This window comes from Collinsella aerofaciens (genome assembly GCF_015554145.1).
Classification (GTDB): Bacteria; Actinomycetota; Coriobacteriia; order Coriobacteriales; family Coriobacteriaceae; genus Collinsella; species Collinsella aerofaciens_AA.
Genome location: NZ_JADNHZ010000010.1, coordinates 62,279 through 82,384 on the forward strand (window position 1 = coordinate 62,279; position 20,106 = coordinate 82,384).

Consider the following 20,106-nt stretch of genomic DNA (forward strand, 5'->3'; position numbering starts at 1 on the left):
GCCATTCGCCGAAAATCGACCAACTTTTTTATCTTGCCTGTACATGTTTAAACAACATGTTTTACAATAGGCGTATCGAATCAGAACATCGGAGGCGGACTGCACACCCATCGGCAGGCCGACCCCACAACAAGAAGGTTGGTGAGCGCATTCATGGAGCGTGCAAGCGGCGTCCTCATGCCCGTCTCATCTCTGCCCGGACCATACGGAATCGGCGGCTTTGGCTGGAATGCCTACGACTTCGTCGATTTTCTCGCCTCGTGCAAACAACATTACTGGCAGATTCTGCCCCTTACGACGACCAGCTATGGCGATTCGCCTTATCAGTCGTTCTCGGCCCGCGCAGGCAACCCCAACTTTATCGACTTTGCCGAGCTTATCGAGGCAGGGTATCTGGAGCAGCGCGATATCGATGGCGTGTATCTGGGATCCGACCCCAGCAATGTCGACTACGGTGCTATCTTTGGCGGCCGCCGTCAGATTCTCGACCGCGCCGCCGAGCGCTTTGCTGCCGACAAGCCGGCCGATTTCGATGACTTTATCCAGGCCAACGAGGACTGGCTCATCCCCTACTGTGAGTTCATGACCGTCAAAGAGGAGTGCGGTCTCAAGGCGTTTTGGGAGTGGCCCGCGGAGCTCCGCACCCGCGGCGAGGCTTCCGCCAAGGTCTGCGCCGACCATCCGGCGCGTATGCTCTACCACCAGATGACGCAGTACTTCTTCGATCGCCAGTGGAGCCGCCTCAAGGCCTATGCCAACGAGCGCGACATTCTCATCATCGGCGACCTGCCCATCTATGTCTCGCGTGACTCCGTCGAGATGTGGGCGACACCTGAGCTCTTTAAGATCGACGCCGCCGGCAATCCCGTGAGCGTCGCCGGCACGCCGCCCGACCAGTTCTCGGCCACCGGCCAGTACTGGGGCAACCCCATCTACGACTGGGACGCCATGGAGGCCGACGGCTTCTCCTGGTGGGAGGGCCGCATTCGCGCCGCCCTCGACATGTACGACGTCATCCGCCTGGATCACTTCCGCGGCTTCGAGGCCTATTGGGAGGTGCCGTTCTCCTCGCCTGATTCGTCCTACGGTTCGTGGACGCAGGGTCCCGGCCTCAAGCTCTTCAAGACACTCGAGGAAAAGCTCGGCACGCTGCCCATCATCGCCGAGGACCTGGGCTTCCTCACCCCCGGCGTCATCGATATGCGCGACAACTCGGGCTTCCCCGGCATGAAGATCCTGCAGTTTGCCTTTGAGGGCACCAACTCGTACTACCTGCCGCACAACTGCATTGCCAACACCGTCGCCTACGTGGGCACTCACGACAACGAGACGGCACGCGGCTGGTTTGAAGGAACGGCTACCCCGCGTCAGCGCGAGCAGACAGCCCTGTACACCCATCAGCAGGCCGGCGAACCCATCGCCGACGCGCTCAACCGAACCATCGCAGCCAGCGTGAGCGACACGTGCGTCTACACCATGCAGGACCTGCTCAACTTGGGCAACGAGGCGCGCATCAACACCCCTGCCACGCTGGGCGGCAACTGGACCTGGCGCATGCTCGACGGCGCCATCACCCGCGAGCTCGAGCACAAACTCACCGACTGGACCGAGACCTACTTCCGCATCCCGTCGGAAGCCGAAATCGAGCTTCCTCAATAGGAGCTACCGCGCCCGACCCCTCCCCACCGTGCGGACGCGCTTGCTTTTCCCGCGCGAGGCCACCCCAATCCCCTCGCGCGGGCTTCTTTTGAATATCTGACATGTCGTCAACTCACCACAGGAGGAAACATGCCCCGTATCAATCTTGCTGATCTTGCCGAGCAGTCTTTTGGCACCTCGCTCGAGCAGCTCGACGACCGTCGCATTTACAAGCTGCTGGTCAAACTCGTGCAGGAGCGCTCCGCCACCTGCCCGCTCAACAACGGCAAGAAAAAGCTCTATTACATCTCTGCTGAATTTTTGATTGGCAAGCTGCTGATCAACAACATGATCGACCTCGGTATCTATGGCGAGGTTAAGGACCAGCTCACCGCCGCGGGCCACGACCTCAACAAGATTGAGGAGTTTGAGGTCGAGCCCTCGCTCGGCAACGGCGGCCTGGGTCGCCTGGCCGCGTGCTTCCTGGATTCCATCGCCACGCTGGGCCTGACCGGCGACGGTGTGGGCCTCAACTACCACTACGGTCTGTTCCGTCAGCGCTTTGTCGACAATCAGCAGAAGGCCGTCCCCGACGAGTGGCTCGGCGAGCAGGATATCCTGATCGATGATGACCGCTCCTACACCGTCGAGTTTGGTGATTTTGCCGTCACCTCCAAGCTCGTCAACATCGATGTGCCCGGTTACGGCCAGCCCACCAAGAACCGCCTGCGCTTGTTCGACCTGGCAAGCGTTGACGACGGCCTGGTCCCCGGTAGCTCCATCGACTTCGACAAGACCCAGATCGCCAAGAACCTCACCCTGTTCCTCTACCCGGATGATTCCGACGAGCAGGGCCGCCTGCTTCGCATCTACCAGGAGTACTTCATGGTGAGCAACGCCGCCCAGCTCCTGATCGACGAGGCCGTCGAGCGCGGCAGCAACCTGCACGACCTGGCCGATTACGCCGTGGTCCAAATCAACGACACGCACCCCACCATGGTCATTCCCGAGCTCATCCGCCTGCTCACCACCGAGCACGGCATCGAGTTTGATGAGGCCGTTACCATCGTGCGCTCCATGGTCGCCTACACCAACCATACGATTCTTGCCGAGGCGCTCGAGAAGTGGCCGCTCGCCAGCCTGCAGAAGGTCTCGCCCGCCATCGCCGACATCATCGTCAAGCTCGACGAGGTCGCCAAGGCCGAGCACGATGACCCGCGCGTCGCCATCATCGATGAGCACGACACCGTCCACATGGCCCACATGGACATTCACTTTGGCTTCTCCATCAACGGCGTCGCCGCGCTCCACACCAAGATCTTGGAGGACACCGAGCTTCATCCGTTCTACGAGATTTATCCCGAGAAGTTCTCCAACAAGACCAACGGCATCACCTTCCGCCGCTGGATTCATGGCGCCAACCCCGCGCTCGCCAACCTGCTCGACGATGTGATCGGCACCGATTGGCGCAGCACCGGCGACCTGAGCAAGCTCGCCGAGTTCGCCGACGACAAGGATGTTCTTGAGCGCCTGGCCGCCACCAAGGTCGAGGCCAAGGCCATCATGCGCCAGTTCATGGCGCTCGAGCAGGGCGTGACCATTCCCTCCAACGCCATCATCGATGTTCAGGTCAAGCGTATCCACGAGTACAAGCGCCAGCAGATGCTCGCGCTCTACATCATTTGGAAGTACCTCGACATCAAGAACGGTAACAGACCTAAGCACCCCGTCACCATCATCTTTGGCGGCAAGGCGGCACCTGCCTATACCATCGCTCAGGACATCATCCACCTGATCCTGACGCTGTCGCAGTGGATTGCAAACGATCCCGACGTGGCTCCCTACCTGCAGGTTGTCATGATCGAGAACTACAACGTCACTGCTGCCGAGCGCGTGATCCCCGCCGCTGACATCTCCGAGCAGATCAGCCTGGCCTCCAAGGAGGCGAGCGGCACCTCCAACATGAAGTTCATGCTCAACGGTGCCCTGACCCTGTGCACGCTCGACGGTGCCAACGTGGAGATTGCCGAGCTCGTGGGCGACGAGAACATCTATACCTTTGGCGCCTCATCCAAGCAGGTCGAGCAGCTCTACGCCGACGGCACCTACAACGCCGGTGCGCTCTACCGCAAGCCCGGCATCAAGCTGCTGGTGGACTTCATCACCAACCCCGCCTTTATGGCGACCGGCAACGCCGAGCGTCTGCAGCGCCTGCACGACGACATCAAGGGCAAGGACTGGTTTATGGCCCTGCTCGACATAGAGGAGTACATCCAGACCAAGGAGCGCGTGCTAGCAGACTACGAGGATCAGGACGCTTGGATGCGCAAGGCGCTGATCAACATCGCCAATGCCGGCACCTTCTCGTCCGACCGCACGATCTCCCAGTACAACGACGAGATCTGGCACCTGGGCTAATTCGCTTCCCTTACCCATCCTCTTGAGAAACGGAGTCGTGGCAGCACGGCTCCGTTTTTATGCCCGTGTGTTGCCCCACGGCCCGCCTCTTCCAAACACTCTCAATCTGTAACAAATAACCGCCGGAATCGGGTCTAACTGTTACAGGATGAGACAAACGGATAAGCCAGCTAAAAACAATCTTTATCTGTAACAGTCAGCCGCCAAAAACCGCCCTTCATGCTATGGATTGAGACAGTTCGAAAAAACGAAAAGTTTCATCTCAATCTGTAACATCTAGGCCCCATTCGACCCTCCAATTGTTATGGATTGAGACAGAAGGGCAGACGGCTCAGCAATGTCTCAATCTGTAACACCTAGACCGACTTTGGCCCTCATCCTGTTACAGATTGAGACAGTCCGCCAGACAGCCCCGGCACAAAGAAAGGCTCCCCTCTCGCCCAGTGGACGGGAGAGGAGCCTTATATGTGACCGCGGCAAAAGGATGGCAATACCGCAGTCGCCCAAAGGGAGGGCCTGGATGCACCGGGCCTAGATAAGGTTCTTGCCAGACACCTTATCGAAGAGATGGGTCGCGTTCTTCTCGAACTTGAACCAGATGGAATCGCCCGCCTTGAGCGCACCCTTGGCTTCAAGGTCGACAACGGGAATGATCAGGACGAACTGGCCATCGGGAGCGGTCACGTGGACATGCTCGGTCGAACCCATGAGCTCGGTCACCTCGACGGTACCCTGGAGCGCGCCCTCCTCGCCCTTGTCGGCAAGCAGAATCTGCTCGGGGCGCACGCCGGCCGTGATCTCCTTCACGTCGCCGCCATCCCAGTTGAGAGCAAGCTGAGCGCAGGTCTCGGGGGCGAGCGCCACGTTCATATCCTCGGTCTTGACGGTGAAGCCGTTGCCCGAGCGCACCAGCTGGGCATCGAAAAAGTTCATCTGCGGCACGCCGATAAAGCCGGCGACGAAGATGTTCGCGGGATGGTTGAAGACCTCCTGCGGGGTGGCGATCTGCTGGACGACGCCGTCCTTCATGACCACGATGCGATCGCCAAGGGTCATGGCCTCGGTCTGGTCGTGGGTAACGTAGATGAACGTACCCTTGATCTCGTGGCGCAGCTTGATAAGCTCGGCACGCATCTGGTTACGAAGCTTGGCGTCCAAGTTAGACAGCGGCTCGTCCATCAGGAAGACCTTAGGGTCACGCACGATGGCGCGGCCGATGGCGACGCGCTGACGCTGACCGCCAGAGAGTGCCTTGGGCTTGCGGTCGAGGTACTCGGTGATACCCAGGATCTCGGCAGCGGAGCGAACCTTGCGGTCGATCTCGTCTTTGGGGACCTTCTTGAGCTCGAGCGTAAACGCCATGTTCTCGTACACCGTCATGTTGGGGTACAGAGCGTAGCTCTGGAACACCATGGCGATGTCGCGGTCCTTGGGTGCCACGTCGTTGACGCGCTTGCCGTCGATGAGCACGTCACCCGAGGTGATGTCCTCCAGGCCGGCGACCATGCGCATCGTCGTGGACTTACCGCAGCCAGATGGGCCAACGAGGACGATGAACTCCTGGTCGTGAACGGTGAGGTTGAAGTCCTCTACAGCGAGCACACCGTCCTCGGTAACCTTGAGGTTGTGCTTCTTCTCCTCGGTCTTCTTCTTTTTGCCAAAGAAGCCCTTCTTTTTTGACTCGTTGTTGGGATACACCTTCTGAACATGTTTGAGAACAATCTCGGCCATGTCTTTACCTTTCGATATGCGGCGCCACGCTGAGGGGCGCCGCAGAAACTTGCAAAACAGTTACGGCATCAGCCCTTGACGGCACCTGCCACCACACCGTCGATGATGTACTTCTGGCAGAAGATGTACATGATGACGATGGGGATAACGACCATCATGATGCAGGCCATCATGGGGCCGAGCTCGACGTGGCCATAGCCGCCGCGGAAGTACTGGATCAAAATAGGAATGGTCTTGTACTTGGTGGAGTCGAGCGTAAGGTAGGGCAGCAGGTAGTCGTTCCAGACCCACATGGTCTCGAGAATGCCGACCGAAAGATAGGTGGGCTTCATGATGGGAAGGACGATCTTAAAGAACACCTGGACCGGGTTGCAGCCGTCGATCATGGCCGCCTCCTCGATCTCGAGCGGGATGTTCTTTACAAAGCCGGCGAACATAAAGACTGCCAGGCCTGCGCCAAAGCCCAGATAGATAAAGCAGATGTTGAACGGCGTATTAAAGCCGATGCGGTCCGCCAAATTGGACAGCGTGAACATGAGCATCTGGAACGGTACGACCATCGAGAAGACGAACAGGTAATAGAAGAAGTTCGAGATCTTGCTGTTGACGCGCACCACGTACCAAGCGCACATGGAGCAGCACACCAAGATCAGCACGACCGACGTGACCGTGATGATGAGCGAGTACATAAATGCTGAGGCAAAGCCCTGCTCGTTCAGAGCGTGCACGTAGTTTGCAAGGCCGTTGAACGACTCGGGCGTGAGCAGGTCGAACGCCGTGGTGGTGCTGATTGCGGTCGCTTTCTTAAAGGAATTGAGCGCAATCATAAACACGGGGTAGATCCATGCGAGCGACAGGATCGTAAAGAAAATCGAGAGCGCGCGGTTGATAGCCTTATCGCGTTTCATTACTGCTGCACCTCCTTGGACCTCGTGGCCTTAAGCTGGATCATGGAAATAGCGACAACCAGAATGCAGAAGATGACTGCCTTGGCCTGGCCAATGCCCTGCCATGCGATGCCGGCACGCGAATAGAACGTGTTGTAGATGTTCAGGGCGAGCATCTCGGTGGAGTGCGCGGGGGCGCCACCGGTAAGGGCGAGGTTCTGGTCGAACAGCTTAAAGCCGTTGGTGATGGACAGGAACAGGCAGATGGTGATCGTCGGCATCAGGTTGGGGATCTTAACCTTCCAGAACGTCTGCCATGCCGTGGCACCGTCAACCTTGGCGGCCTCGATGTAATCGGACGGAATGGACTGCAGACCGGCGATGTAGATGATCATCATGTAGCCGACCTGCTGCCACAGGGTCAGGATGATAAGGCCCCAGAAGCCAGCAGCAGAGTTAAGGGCAATGAGCTGGGCGCCCACGTTGGAGAGCAGGCAGTTGATCAGAATCTGCCAAATGTAGCCCAGCACGATGCCGCCGATCAGGTTAGGCATAAAGAAAATCGTACGGAAGATGTTGGTGCCCTTGAGCGCCTTGCGAGTGAGCGCCTGCGCAATGGCCAGCGCGATCACGTTGATGAGCACCGTCGACAGGAAGGCAAACGCCACGGTAAAGAAGAACGACGTGGAGAACTGCGGATTGGACAGCGCGCGCACGTAGTTCTCGATACCGACAAAGTGCGCGTTATTGATGGTAATAAACTGGCAGAACGAGAGATAGAAACCCTGGATAAAGGGAATCACGAACCCGATCATAAACGCCAGGCACGTGGGCAGCATAAAGAGCGGCCACCAGCGCTTGAGTGCTTTGCCCATAGAAGGGTCCTTTCAATATGCAGGGGGCGGGCAAACCTACGTCTGCCCGCCCCCTGTCGCTAATCAGATAGCTTGGGCAGCAACTGCTTACTCGGAAGCAGCCTTCTCGGTCTTCCAGCCATCGACGAAGGCGTTCTTGACGCCGTCCCACTTGGTGTTGTCGGCAGCATAAGCGATGAGAGCCTGCTTGAGGTTCTTCTTCCACTCCTCGGAGGGGATGTAAACGAAGTCCCAAGCGACGGTCTTCTTGCCGTCCTTGGCCATAGCAACGGCCTGCTGAGAGAAGACGTTGGTGGTCTCCTTAGCGCTCTTGAACGGGGCGGTCAGACCCATCTTGTCAGCGATGATGCTGGTGGCGGTGTCAGAAGTGACGCACCAATACATGAAGTCCTCGGTGGCCTTCTGGGCATCCTCGGAAGCCTGGGAGCTGACGCACCAGTAGTTCTCGCCGCCGGAGCACAGGCCCTGGTTCTCCTCGCCGTCGACGCCGATGTAGATCGGCAGCATGCCGAGCTGGTCGTCGGTCATACCGGCCTTGGTGAGGTCGGCGTAGGCCCAAGAGCCGTTCTGATAGAAGACGGCCTTGCCGGTTGCGAACTCGTTGGTGGCGTCGTCACCGGTCTTGGAGGCGAGCTGCGAAGGATCGCAGGTGGAGTCGGTGATGTACAGGTCGAAGATCTGCTTAAAGTTGTCGAGATACTCGCCCTTGATCTCGTCGTCCTCCTGATTGTGCTCCTTCTCGAACTCGTAGTAGAGCGGGAGGTTGGCGAGGTGCGTGGTGTAGCGCCAGCTGGAAGAGTCATCCATACCGGCGGAAGTGAAGGCACCGTCAACGCCGAGCTCGTCCTTGCGGGCCTGGATGTCATCGGCGCAAGCCTTCAGCTTGTCGAAGGAGTTGATGTCCTCGGCCTTGTAGCCGGCCTTCTCGAGGAGCTCCTTGTTGTAAATGATGCCGTAGCTCTCCTGAACCCAGTCGATACCCAGATCCTTGCCGTCGGACTGCAGCGCCAGGGAGTCGTCGATGAGCTCGCCGCGGAGCTTGGTGTCGGAAAGATCGGCGCAGTAGTCCTTCCAGTTCTTAAGGCCGGTGGGGCCGTTGACCTGGAACAGCGTCGGAGCGGAGCTCTTGGACATCTCGGACTTGAGCTTCTCCTCGTAGGTGTTGGAGGCGGCGGTCACGATCTTGACCTCGACGCCCTTCTCCTTCTTGTACGCCTTGGCGATCTCCTTCCACTCCTTGTCGACCTCGGGCTTGAACTGGAGGAAGTAGACCTCGGCAGCGTCACCAGAAGCAGAGGAGCCAGAGCCGGCAGAACCACCGCAGCCCACGAGGCCCAGACCAAGAACCGCAGCCGCGGAACCAGCAAAGCCCAGGAACTGCCTTCTGCTCATTTCGTTCTTCATTACAATCCACCCTTTCACACCGTGGCGGCACCCTTTGCCGCCGCCTTCGGAGATTGGCTCGGGGACTTTGCCCCTTTTGCTGACTTGTACAATACGCTATTTGGCTAGTTGTTTGAACAAGTATTACTAGAGCGGTAGAAAAACTTCGGTGAACGGTAATTTCAACTTGATACTTGACAAGTTTTGTATAAACAATTATTTGTTATCGAATGCAGAGAAAACGCCCGGTCAAGCCGATGCATCGTCGGTTTGACCGGGCGTTTTCTCTTTGAGGGCATGAGTCTCGTCAGGCTGCGAGCTAGCCGGCTATCGCTTGGAGTTGACGCGGTAGTGGAAGATCTCGGGATGCGTGCGGGCATGCGTGACCTCGAACAAGATGCCGTCCGAAGTGTACGACTGGCTCTCCATGACGGCGACACAGTTGTACTTGCCAAGGTCCAAGTAGCTGCAGTCCTCATCGTTGGCGAGCTCGACACTCACCGTACGGCGGCTCGCCATCACTTTGATGCCGCGCTTGTGCTCCAGATAGCCGTAGATAGAATCCGCCGCGATCTCGGGGGTCAGGCCCTTGGCGATCGACGCCAAAAAGTAGCCGTGGTCCACCTGGCGCGCGCTGCCGTTGAGGCTTCGGACACGCACGACGCGAATCAGCTCCTCGCCCACCTTAAAGCCCAGGCGACGAGAGAGTTGCTCAGTGCAAATCAAATGTTCAAAAGACTTGACCTCGGTCGATGCGACGGCATTGTTGCGTTTTGCGAACTCGCCAAACGACTCAGCCTCTTCGAGTGCGCCCAGCATGTCGGTTTCGCCCTTAAGCCAAATAACGCGCACGCCCTTACCGTGTATAGGCTGCACAAACATCTGGTCGGCCAGCATGCTCAAGGCGCGTCGAACGGTATTGCGCGTGCAGCCAAACTCCGCGGTCAGCTCGGCTTCGGTTGGCAGCATCTCCTGAAACGCATAGGTCCCGTCGATGATGCGCGAACGGATCTCGCGGTAGATTCCTTCGTAAATCGCTTTTGGCATGATTTCACCTCTAATGAATATGTATGGCTAGGCACGATAGCATTTCTTAAAGTTGTTTAAACCGATTATCGGTAAAGTACGGATTATTTACCGTCGACGGTTCCCCCGAAACCCAAATCGGACCGAATCAAAACCGTCAATGCGGCAAGCAGCCAGTCCTCTACAATGAGTTCATTGTTTAAACGTTCTTGCTCGCACAGCATGTTGCATCCGGAAGGCATATTATGCTGCAGAAAATCCAACGTTTTGGCGGAGCCATGTTCGCGCCCGCCATGCTGTTTTCTATATCAGGCCTCATGGTCGGCATCTCCGCCCTCGCCACGACCGTAGACATCGTCGGTGACCTCGCCGTATACGGAACCCCTTGGTACGTTTTCTGGACCATCATCCAGCGCGGCTCGTGGACGGTCTTTAAACGTCTCCCGCTCCTTTTTGCCGTAGCGCTGCCTATCGGTCTTGCCCAAAAGCAACCGGCGCGCTGCTGCCTCGAGGCACTCGTGGCCTATTTTGCCTATTGCTTCTTTTTGAGCGAGATCATTAAGCTGAGCGGAGACAACCTTGGGCTTAAGTACCCATCATCTTTGACCCCCGCCAGCGGTATCACCGTCATCGACGGCATCAAGACGCTCGACACCGGCATTATCGGCCCGCTGGCGGTATCGGCAACCGTCGTCGCCATCCATGACCGCTTCTACGATGCCAAGGTTCCCGATTGGCTCGGCACCTTCTCGGGTTCCTCGCTGGTCTACCTCATCAGCTTTTTTGCCGTGTTTGCCCTTGCCGCCATCTCGGCCGCCATCGTGCCCTTCGCATACGCTGTGACCGAAACGCTGCGCCACGCACTTGCGGGCGTCGGCCCCTTCGGCGTGGGCATCTTTGTGTTTTTGGAGCGAGCGCTCGAGCCCATGGGGCTGCACCATCTGCTCTATATGCCCATCTATTACGACAATCTGGTCATTCACGACGGTATTTACGCCACGTGGACCAACCTGCTCCCCATTCTCTCCCATAGCACGCGCCCTTTAAATGAACTTGCGCCCTGGGCAGGTTTTACCGCCACCGGCTGGGGCAAGCTCTTTGGCCTTCCCGCCATCGCGGCAGCATTCTATTTCACCGCCAAACCCGAACGCCGCGCCGGCCTTAAGGCCATCCTTTTGCCCGCCATCGTCGCCTCGGTGGCATGCGGCGTCACCGAGCCGCTCGAGTTTCTCTTTATGTTCACCTATCCCGGACTCTTTTTGCTCTACGCCGTCCTGTCCTCCTGCCTTGCCATGACCATGAACTTCTTTGGCATCGTCGGCATCTTCTCGGGCGGTCTCATGGAAATGACGGCCTTCAACTTCATCCCGCTCATGCGAATGCATGCCGGCTCCTACCTTTTGGCGCTCGGTATCGGTCTTGCCTTTAGCCTCATCTTTTTTGTTAGTTTTCGAGCACTCATCTTGGTCTATGACCTTAAGACGCCGGGCCGCGAGAATCATGCCTCCAATCGCGCGGCAATCGATCGTTTAACGGGAAGCGGCTTTGTCAAAGAACAATCTCCCAATGGCGAGGTCAGTATTCAATACGATCAAGATCACGTCCTCGCTGAGCGGGTAATTCAGCTTTTAGGTGGCGTTGGCAATATCGTGGGCGCAACCAACTGCGCCACGCGCCTGCGCGTCGAGGTCGTAGACCCTTCCATCGTTGCAGATAATGCGTCGTTTGTCGCGGTGGGCGCCAAGGGCCTCATCATTACGGGCAAGACCGCCCAGGTGATTATCGGCATCTCCGTTCCCCGCGTTAAAGAGCATTTTGACCAGATCATGGGCCTCGAGCCGGGATTTGTGCCCACCACCTCGGCCTCCCCTGCCGCCAGCGCAGCCCATAAGCGCGGCGATATCTGCTTTTTCGATATCGACGGAACACTCGCCTGGCAAGACCATCGAGTAGCACAAGAGCTTCCCGAGAGCGAGCGAGACCTCTCCCCCTATCCCAATGAAGCGGTCTCGCAAGCCATCCGTGATTTTGTCGCCAAGGGCAATATGGCGTTTATCTGCACAGGGCGCACGCTGAGCTGCATCCATCCAAAGCTGCTCGAGCTGCCCTGGACCGGCATCGTCTGCCTCGCGGGTGGCTATGTCGAACTTGAGGGACACGTGATTCGCGATTTGGCGATGACGCCCGGCATGCTGCAGCGCCTTGCTCCCATTCTTGAGCAATCGGACGAAGTGATTCGTTTTGAGGGACTCAATGGCGTCGTTCGCATGAGTGCCGATGCGCCCGACGCCCCGGGATACGCCCGCACCGTGGGCGATGCAATTACGCAGCTGCAACATTACAGCGCCTACAAGATCTTAATGTCCACGTCGCTTGCCAACCGCATCGCTCAGGATCAAGCGTTTGAGCCGCTGCTCTGCTTTAACGAGCTCGAGCTCGAAGTGACCGAGATTTCGCCTCGCGAATGCACCAAGCGCGAGGGTATCCAGTCCGTACTCGACGCCCTCGATCCCCACCACGGAACCGTATACGGCATCGGCGACGCCAGCAATGACGTCTCGCTGATGAACGCCGTCGACGTTGGCATCGCCATGGGCAACGCACCGGACTTCCTCAAGGAAAAGGCCGACTATGTCACCGACAGCATCGACCACGACGGCGTCGTCACCGCGCTCGAACACTTTGGGCTTATCTAGCCAAGCCCCTACCGCACTTGCGGCCGCATGGACCAATCGTCTTCAACCGCCGCGCTCGACGCCCTAATGTGGCAATATGTTGTCTGCATAATGCAACGATGCAACCTATCAAAGAATGCGAGAACCCGTGTCCAGTCCGTTTACCAGCTTTTTAGCCCAGCACTTTGACCAGATTAACGACTATCTGGCCACGTTCTTTGACGGACAGGCGACTTCCGCCGATATCGAGCGCTACCTGTATACCCCGCTCTCGGCATTTACGGCAAACGCTGGCAAGCGCCACCGCCCGCTCATCTGCATGCTCGCCGCCACTGCGGTAGGCGGCAGCTTTGAGAGCGCCCGCAGCGCAGCGGCGGCCATCGAGCATTTCCAGTCAGGCGCGCTGATTCACGACGACATCGCCGACAACGGACAGCTTCGTCGAGGCAAGCCCTGCATGCACCTTACCGAGGGCACGGGCCTTGCCATCAATTGTGGCGACCTGGCGCTCACCATGGTCACCAAGACGGTTCTCGACGATCCCACGCTCGAGTCCGACGTGAAGCTGCGTGTGCTCCACGAGCTTACCGAGATGATCGTCCGCACCATCGAGGGTCAAGCGCTTGACCTGGGTTGGGTCCGTGACGAGCGCTTTGATATCTCGGTTGATGACTACCTGGACATGGCGACGCACAAGACCGCGTACTACAGCGGAGCGACGCCGCTTGCCGCCGGAGCCATTATCGGCGGCGGCAGCGAAGAGCAGATTGAGGCACTGCGCGCCTTTGGGCTGCACACGGGCCTTGCCTTCCAGATTCAAGACGACCTGCTCAACTTGATCGGCACCAAGGAGGCCGCCAACAAGGACTTCCGCACCGATATCACCGAGGGCAAGCGCACCCTCGTTGCCGTGCATGCCCTGTCAGACGAGCGCTATCACGACGAGATCGAGGCAATCCTTTCCTCGGGCACCGAGGACCCTGCGCAGCTCGCACGCGCCGTGGAGATCTTCCAGGAGACCGGCTCCATCGATTACGCCCACACCTATGCGCTCGACCTGACCGCTAAGGCCAAGGCCGCTATCGAAGGCGTCGAGCTCGACCCGCATGCGCGCGAGCTCTTCCTCTCAATGGCAGATTTCTTTGTGGAGCGTCTTAACTAGCGGGGGTCATAAAACCTGTGGGCAGCGAGTTTGGGTACAAGTTGCTACACTATTGAGTGCATGTTTATAAATTGTCTCGCGTTGTCTATCCGACACACGCTCAAAATAGTACGAATGGTACGCCGAAAGGGGTTCGTTCATGGAACCTATTACCACGGGCATGCAGGGAGCAGCCGTCGAGGATGTTCAGTCCCGCCTTCTGCAGCTCGGCTATACAATCGATGACGCCGAGGTTGTCGACAAGCGCTTTGGCACCACCACCGAGCAGGCCGTCAGCACCTTCAGGCTCGACAGCGGCCTTGCTGCCGGTCATGCCGTCGATATCCCCTGTTGGAGCGCCCTGGTCGACGCCTCGTATAAGCTGGGCGACCGCACTCTGTATCTGCGCATGCCCAATTTCCATGGCGCCGATGTGCAGGCCCTGCAGCGCGCTCTCAACGTTTTGGGCTTTGCCTGTGGCGAAGACGACGGCTACTTTGGTCCGCATACCGAGGCCGCCCTGCAGCAGTTCCAGGAAAATGTCGGCCTGTTTGCCGACGGCATGGCCTTCCAGGACACCTACGCCTACATCAACCGCCTGCACCATGTGTGGGAGGGCAAGCCCTCGGTCACCGAAGCCGAGTCCCGCATCGGTTTTGCTCGCGCCGCCAACGTGCTCGAGCGCTTCCAGATCGCCGTTATCGGTGAGGACCCCATCGCACGCAGCGTTGCTTCGCGCATGTGGAACATCGCCACGGCAACGACCGACAACAGCGGCATGATGCTCTGCGACTCCGAGGTCCCAACCGACGTTGACCTGGTGCTCGAGATCGCAAGCGACGAGCTGCCCGCCGACGCCGCGCCACGCGCCACGATTGCCCTCGCCGAGTGCCACAACCTGGCCCAGCGCATCCGCACCGCCAATGTCGCCGCGCAGCAGAAGCCGGCTCGCATTCGCATTGAGCTCACGGGCATGACGCGCTACAACGGCACCTTCACGGCCAGCGACGCGCAGACGCTCGCCGTACGCCTACTCGACGGCGTTTGCGATGCCCTCGCAGATTAGGTAAACTAGACGAGTTGCTTTTGGGCAACACCACACATTGGGACGTAGTTCAACGGTAGAACTCCGGTTTTTGGTGCCGGCTGTTGGGGGTTCGAATCCCTCCGTCCCAGCCATTAAAACTGAGCGCCCTAAGCCCATAACGGCCCAGGGCGCTTTCTTGTGGGCAAGCGGAGGAATTCGAACCCGCAAGGGTGCGGAGCTGAGGAAACGCGAAGCGTTTTCCAGCGCAGCACGCAAGGAGCGAAGCGACGCAGCGGGGCGCGGCCGCCGACCAGGCGGACGCGGAATCCCTCCGTCCCACACCAGCCAAGAGCCCCTCACGTCAAGCAAATCGAGCCAACGCCGCCAAGCGGAGGAATCCGAACCCGCAAGGATGCGGAGCGACGCAGCGGGGCGCGGCCGCCGCAGGCAGACGCGGTGCCGGCACTTGGGGACGCTCCTAAGTGCCGGCATTATAGGAACGTCCCCAAGTGCCGGCTCGGGACTATTTTCGAGGACCCTCCGAAGGACTGTGGCCAAAAAACGGCAAATATGAGTACTGTTACCGTTGTAGCTACATTATTTTCGTTAATAAAAGAAGATCTTAATGAGATTTATTCGCATCAAGGTCTTCCTTTAATGAACACTTGAGGAGATACGGCAGCTTATCTGCTCGATCGACACGTCAAATCACCTTAAATGTGGTCAAAATTACTGCTACTAAAAGAGTATCAGTACTCATATTTGATGTTTTTTGGCCACGGCTCTTTATAGACACCCTGCACAGCGACGGTGGTAGATTTCGGAACGTGTCCGTCAGCCCCGTTCCGAAAAGCGAGCCGCATGCAACGGCCAAGCCACGACAGGCCCCGGGAGAGCGGGGACACCGGCTTAGGTTTATCGCGAGTTCCGCACGAACAGGAGGCCACTTAATGTGGCCTCCGTCGTGAGCAGGACTGTAGAGCAGGAAACCTAAGCCGGTGTCCCCGCTCTCCCGGGGCCGGCGGAATTTAGTTGTTAAGCATGCGGTCGAAGCTTCCCGAGTCGCCATCCCGATAGTCGGCGGTCATCAGAATCTCCTGCGGAATGCGCCCGCCCTCGCGCAGCACATTGCGGAACTGCACGCGCGTGACCATGGGCAGATCCTTGATCGTCGCCGCCAAGTTCTGCGGCACGCCCTGGTTGGCAGCCGCGCGCTCGCACTCGCCGCCGGCCTTCACGCGACGCTTATGCTCGGCGAGCATGGCGCGGTACATACCGGCATGCAGGCGAATCTCAACCACATTGGCATTGCGAGCCTGCTCGACGATGCGCGCGCCCTCGCGGTCGATATCGCCCACGTAGTAGACGTAGTTAAAGCGATAGCCGATCTCGGCCAGATAATCGTCCAGGGCATGCGAGACGCTCGCCTTGCATCCGCCGCCAAAAATCACGCCGCCCACCTTGATGCCAAAGAGCTTGACGTGCTTGCGGCTACGCAGCAGCCTGACGATCTCGTCGTAGGTGTCCAGGTTCTCGACCATAATGAACGGCTTATCGGCGCCCAGCGTAAAGAAACCCGTAAAGTGCACGGGGCGGTTGGGGGCGACCTTGATCGCCTGCATGCTGATGCCCTTTTCGGTCATGCGCCTTATCAGGCGCTCACCGTGCTTGCCGTCAAAAGCCTTCTCGTCGTTAAAAATCTGGTAGGCACGTTGGCGGCGCGAGGCAACCGGCGTATCGGCACCTCGGTTTTGCTCGATCCAAGCCTGGATGATTGCGATTTCCTCGGCAATCTTGCGGTTGGACATCTCGTTGTGCTGAGTGCGCTGCGGCGCCTTTTTGCCGTCCTTGCCCTCGACCTTAACAATTTGAGTCTGCTGCTCCTTGATCTTAGAGAGCGCCGTAGGCGTAGGGACAACTTTGAGCAGCTGCCTGCCCAAAACGCGGGCAAGGGCAAACGCCGATACCTCGCCGTGGACGGCCGACTCGGGCTGCTGGGTAGCACTATCAGCCGCGGCAGGCTCAGCCTGTGCATGAGGCTTACGCTTGGAATCTGCCCGGGTATTACGTTCCTGCTTGGGCGCAGACGAGCGCTTTTGCGGACGATCGGACTTGGCCTCCTTCGCCGGCTGGCGCTTGACCTGATCCACCGGAGTCTCGGCCTTCTCATCTCCGTTTTGTGTCGCTGTCTTCTCGGCCGCGGCCTCGGCATTTGAGCCACGACCGCCGCGGTGACGACGACGGCGGGGCTTGCCTGAGGCGCTCTCCCCCGCCTGCTTATCAGCGGTCTGTTGAGCTTTGACCTCAGTGTCAGCCGCAGGCTGCGACTCGGAAGGTTGCTGCTCGCGAGCCGCCGGCTCAACGGTTTTCTCGGTTTGTTCGGCCTTCTCGGCCTGAGCGGTCGGAGCCGGCTCGCCCTTCTCCTGACGCCTTACGGGATACGCGCGCCTCGCAAAACCACGCCCGGGACGGCATGAACCCGGAGCCTTCTTGGCAGACTCCTCAACATCGTCTGCAGCCTCGGAAGGCTCTTCAACCTCATGCGCGACATCCTGCTGCGCAGCCTTAAAGTGGGCACCACGGCGACGCTGGGGCTCCTGGGCCTCCACGGGCTTTTGCTCCTTCGCGGGCCTCTGCGACTCGGCAGCAACCTCGTTCTCAACAGCCTCGGCATCCGTCTCACCCTTTTGAGCAACGGCACGACGGAAGCGCTCCTGCTGGGCGCGGCGCTGCGCATCGCGCTTGCCACCCCCGCCAAAACCGCCGCGTCCCGCCTTGGCCGTAAAGGCACGCACGACGTTCTCATCGAGCAACTCATCGGTATCAACATGCTCACGCGGAGCAACTTCTTCCACAGCAGGCACGTCAGCGGAATCCTCGACGACAAAATCTTCGACGGACTCGGCAGGCTGCTCCTGGGCATCGCGGATCTCGACATTGATGGTATAGAACGCCGGGCGCCCGTTAATGCCGCTGCCCTCGATCTTGGTCACGATATTTGCCGCGATAAGCTCATCGCGCATCGCCTTGGTGTCGCATTCCTTATCGACGGAGCGGAAAATCTGCGCCAGCGCGCTCGACTTAATCTTGAGCGCCTTGCGGCAGAGTAGGTCGTAGGCAACCAGCTTGGCGCGCTCGGCAGAAAGCGACGTCTGGCTGCTCAGACGCTCAGCCAGAGCATCGACATTGTTTTGATTATCGGAATATACCGTCTTGGCCACGGGGCCCCTTTCATATGCACACATATACGTTCATATGGTACAACGCACGAGCCTATCCACGCAAAACATCTGCGAGAACGCCCTTGCACCACCTGTTCTCACAAGAAAAAAGACCGGGTCCGCTTGATTGCGGACCCGGTCTTTCCGAGTCAAATAGATGGGAGATTCAACCCGTCCGACCGACTAGGCCTTAGCGGCCTCGGCGTCGGCAGGAGCTTCAGCGGCAGCGGCGCGACCGTACTCGGCCTTGCCCATCTCGGACCACTCGGGCTCCTCGTCGGGCATGGAGCCGGCCTCCTTGCCGAAGAACTCCTTGAGGCAGTTGACGGCGACGATGAGGCCCAGGACCATCAGCAGGACGGCGAAAACGAGCTGCAAGCCCTTGGTGGCGGCGACGGTGACGGCGGCCGTGGTGGCGGTAGCCGGGATGGTGCCGAAGAAGCCGTAAGCCTGGACAGCGGTCATGCAGCCCATGGCGCTCTGGACCAGCGAGGTGAAGGTGCAGCAGAGCAGGAAGGCGACGGGCACGTAGAGCATCCAGCCCTTGCGGCCGGTGCACTTGCAGAACACGGCGAGGGTGATCATGGTCATGCCGCCGAGCAGCTGGTTGGAAGCACCAAAGAGCGGCCAGATGTTGGCATAGCCGCCAAAGGCGAGGGCGAGACCGGGAAGCAGGGTGACGACCGTGGCGAACCAGGGGTTGCCGAGAACCTTCATGTAGCCGGCCTTGGACTCGATGGCCAGGGCGTCGTTGGTCTGGGCAAAGAACTCGGAGAACGAGGTGCGGGCGATGCGGGCGACGGCATCGAGCGAGGTCAGGGCCAGAGCGGAGACGTTCATGGTCATGAAGACGGTAGCGAGCGTGCCGTCAACACCGAAGGCCTGCATACCGCGGGAGATGCCAGCGGCGAAGATCTGGAACGGGGTGGAAGCGACGCCGGCGTTGAGGGCACCGGTGCCGGCGGTGTTCATATCGGAGAACATGATGCCGGCGACGATGATGGCAAGGATGCCGACGAAGGACTCGACGATCATGGCGCCATAACCGACCTTGACGGCGTCCTGCTCCTTCTCGACCTGCTTGGAGGAGGTACCAGAAGAAACGAGGCTGTGGAAGCCGGAGAGGGCACCGCAGGCAACGGAAACAAACAGGACCGGGAACATCATGCCAGAAGCGCTGGAGAAGCCGGTAAAGGCCGGAGCGGTGATGGTGGCCTGGCCGTTAACACCCAGGACGACGATACCGAGGACAGCGCAGGCGATCATGACGATCATCATGATGGAAGTGAGGTAGTCGCGAGGGGTCTTGAGCATCTGGATGGGCATGGCGCCAGCAAAGACCAGGTAGACCATGACAACGGCGAACCACTGGAACTTGTCCAGGTAGACCGGGAACTGCATGCCGACGGCAAACATGAGAACCATGAGCACCACGCCAGTGACAAACTCGGCAGCGCCGGTGAGGTTGAACTTCTTCTGGGCCCAACCAAAGGCGATAGCGACGAAGGTGAACAGGATGGAGATGGTACCAGCGCAGCCGGCGGCATAGGACTTGGTGAAGTCGATAGCACCGGTGGCAGCGCCAGAAGCGTCAACGACCGAGGTGAACATGAACGTCTTGCAGACCATGTCGGTGAAAGCGGCGATGACGATGATGCAGAACAGCCAGCAGAACAGCAGGAACAGGCGACGGCCGGTCTTGCCGATGTATTTCTCGATGAGCTGGGCCAGGGACTTGCCGTTGTTCTTCATCGAAGCGTACAGAGCACCAAAGTCGTGGACGGCGCCAAAGAAGATGCCGCCGACGAGGACCCAGAGCACGACGGGCAGCCAGCCAAAGGCCATGGCGACGATCGTACCCGTGACAGGGCCAGCACCGCAGATCGAGCTGAACTGGTGCGAGAACGCGGTGAAGGCGGAGACGGGCGAGAAGCTCTTGCCGTCCTTCATGCGCTTGGCCGGCGTGAGGGCCTCTTTGTCAACGCCCCACTTGTTGGCCAGCCAGCGGCCGTAGCCCAGATAGCCACAGGCGAGCACCGCCGCGCCCACAACCATGAGCAAAACTCCGTTCATTACATTTCCTC

At 59.0% G+C, this 20,106-nt stretch carries 12 protein-coding genes and 1 tRNA gene; 6 read left to right on the top strand and 7 right to left on the bottom strand.

The genetic code is table 11. The features are described from left to right. The first annotated feature begins 141 nt into the window (after positions 1-141). Positions 142-1,659, top strand: coding sequence for a 4-alpha-glucanotransferase (gene malQ, locus I2E13_RS05500; protein WP_271817635.1), 1,518 nt, complete (start codon positions 142-144; stop codon positions 1,657-1,659). 129 nt (positions 1,660-1,788) lie between these two features. Further along, positions 1,789-4,056 carry a glycogen/starch/alpha-glucan phosphorylase gene (locus I2E13_RS05505; RefSeq protein ID WP_229057842.1) on the top strand — a complete coding sequence of 756 codons (2,268 nt, stop codon included), beginning with the start codon at positions 1,789-1,791 and terminating at the stop codon, positions 4,054-4,056. 531 nt (positions 4,057-4,587) lie between these two features. On the opposite strand, the gene I2E13_RS05510 is transcribed toward I2E13_RS05505, so the two are convergent. The 5 genes from I2E13_RS05510 to I2E13_RS05530 form a co-directional block, all read right to left on the bottom strand. Next, on the bottom strand, positions 4,588-5,787 hold the full coding sequence (locus I2E13_RS05510; protein ID WP_195404424.1) for an ABC transporter ATP-binding protein: 1,200 nt from the start codon (positions 5,785-5,787) through the stop codon (positions 4,588-4,590). A gap of 68 nt (positions 5,788-5,855) precedes the next feature. Beyond that, complete coding sequence (locus tag I2E13_RS05515) at positions 5,856-6,695, bottom strand: carbohydrate ABC transporter permease (RefSeq protein ID WP_195404425.1); 840 nt, start codon at positions 6,693-6,695, stop codon at positions 5,856-5,858. Then, positions 6,695-7,549: a carbohydrate ABC transporter permease gene (locus I2E13_RS05520; protein WP_195404426.1), complete on the bottom strand. Its 855-nt coding sequence runs from the start codon at positions 7,547-7,549 to the stop codon at positions 6,695-6,697. The genes I2E13_RS05515 and I2E13_RS05520 overlap by 1 nt, the downstream gene beginning before the upstream one ends. Before the next feature lie 87 nt (positions 7,550-7,636). Further along, positions 7,637-8,953, bottom strand: coding sequence for an ABC transporter substrate-binding protein (locus I2E13_RS05525; RefSeq protein ID WP_055252173.1), 1,317 nt, complete (start codon positions 8,951-8,953; stop codon positions 7,637-7,639). A 306-nt stretch (positions 8,954-9,259) separates the two neighbouring features. Then, positions 9,260-9,979, bottom strand: a complete 720-nt coding sequence (locus I2E13_RS05530) for a GntR family transcriptional regulator (RefSeq protein ID WP_195404427.1) — start codon at positions 9,977-9,979, stop codon at positions 9,260-9,262. A 224-nt stretch (positions 9,980-10,203) separates the two neighbouring features. Here I2E13_RS05530 and I2E13_RS05535 point away from each other — a divergent pair, with 224 nt between their 5' ends. From I2E13_RS05535 to I2E13_RS05550, 4 genes are all read left to right on the top strand, one after another. Beyond that, the gene (locus I2E13_RS05535) at positions 10,204-12,654 is read left to right on the top strand and encodes a PTS transporter subunit EIIC (protein WP_195404428.1); all 2,451 of its coding nucleotides are present in this window, start codon (positions 10,204-10,206) and stop codon (positions 12,652-12,654) included. Between the two features lie 127 nt (positions 12,655-12,781). Beyond that, positions 12,782-13,795 (top strand): polyprenyl synthetase family protein, encoded by a 1,014-nt coding sequence (locus tag I2E13_RS05540; protein ID WP_117564836.1) that lies wholly within the window; start codon positions 12,782-12,784, stop codon positions 13,793-13,795. A gap of 139 nt (positions 13,796-13,934) precedes the next feature. After that, a complete protein-coding gene (locus I2E13_RS05545; RefSeq protein ID WP_187361857.1) occupies positions 13,935-14,840 on the top strand; it encodes a peptidoglycan-binding domain-containing protein in 906 nt (301 codons plus the stop codon). Between the two features lie 38 nt (positions 14,841-14,878). Further along, positions 14,879-14,953 (top strand) — tRNA-Gln (locus tag I2E13_RS05550). Positions 14,954-15,829: 876 nt separating this feature from the next. Here I2E13_RS05550 and I2E13_RS05555 read toward each other — a convergent pair. Continuing rightward, a complete protein-coding gene (locus I2E13_RS05555) occupies positions 15,830-18,022 on the bottom strand; it encodes a hypothetical protein (RefSeq protein ID WP_195404430.1) in 2,193 nt (730 codons plus the stop codon). 183 nt (positions 18,023-18,205) lie between these two features. Next, positions 18,206-20,095: a carbon starvation CstA family protein gene (locus tag I2E13_RS05560; RefSeq protein WP_195404431.1), complete on the bottom strand. Its 1,890-nt coding sequence runs from the start codon at positions 20,093-20,095 to the stop codon at positions 18,206-18,208. Between the last annotated feature and the right edge of the window lie 11 nt (positions 20,096-20,106).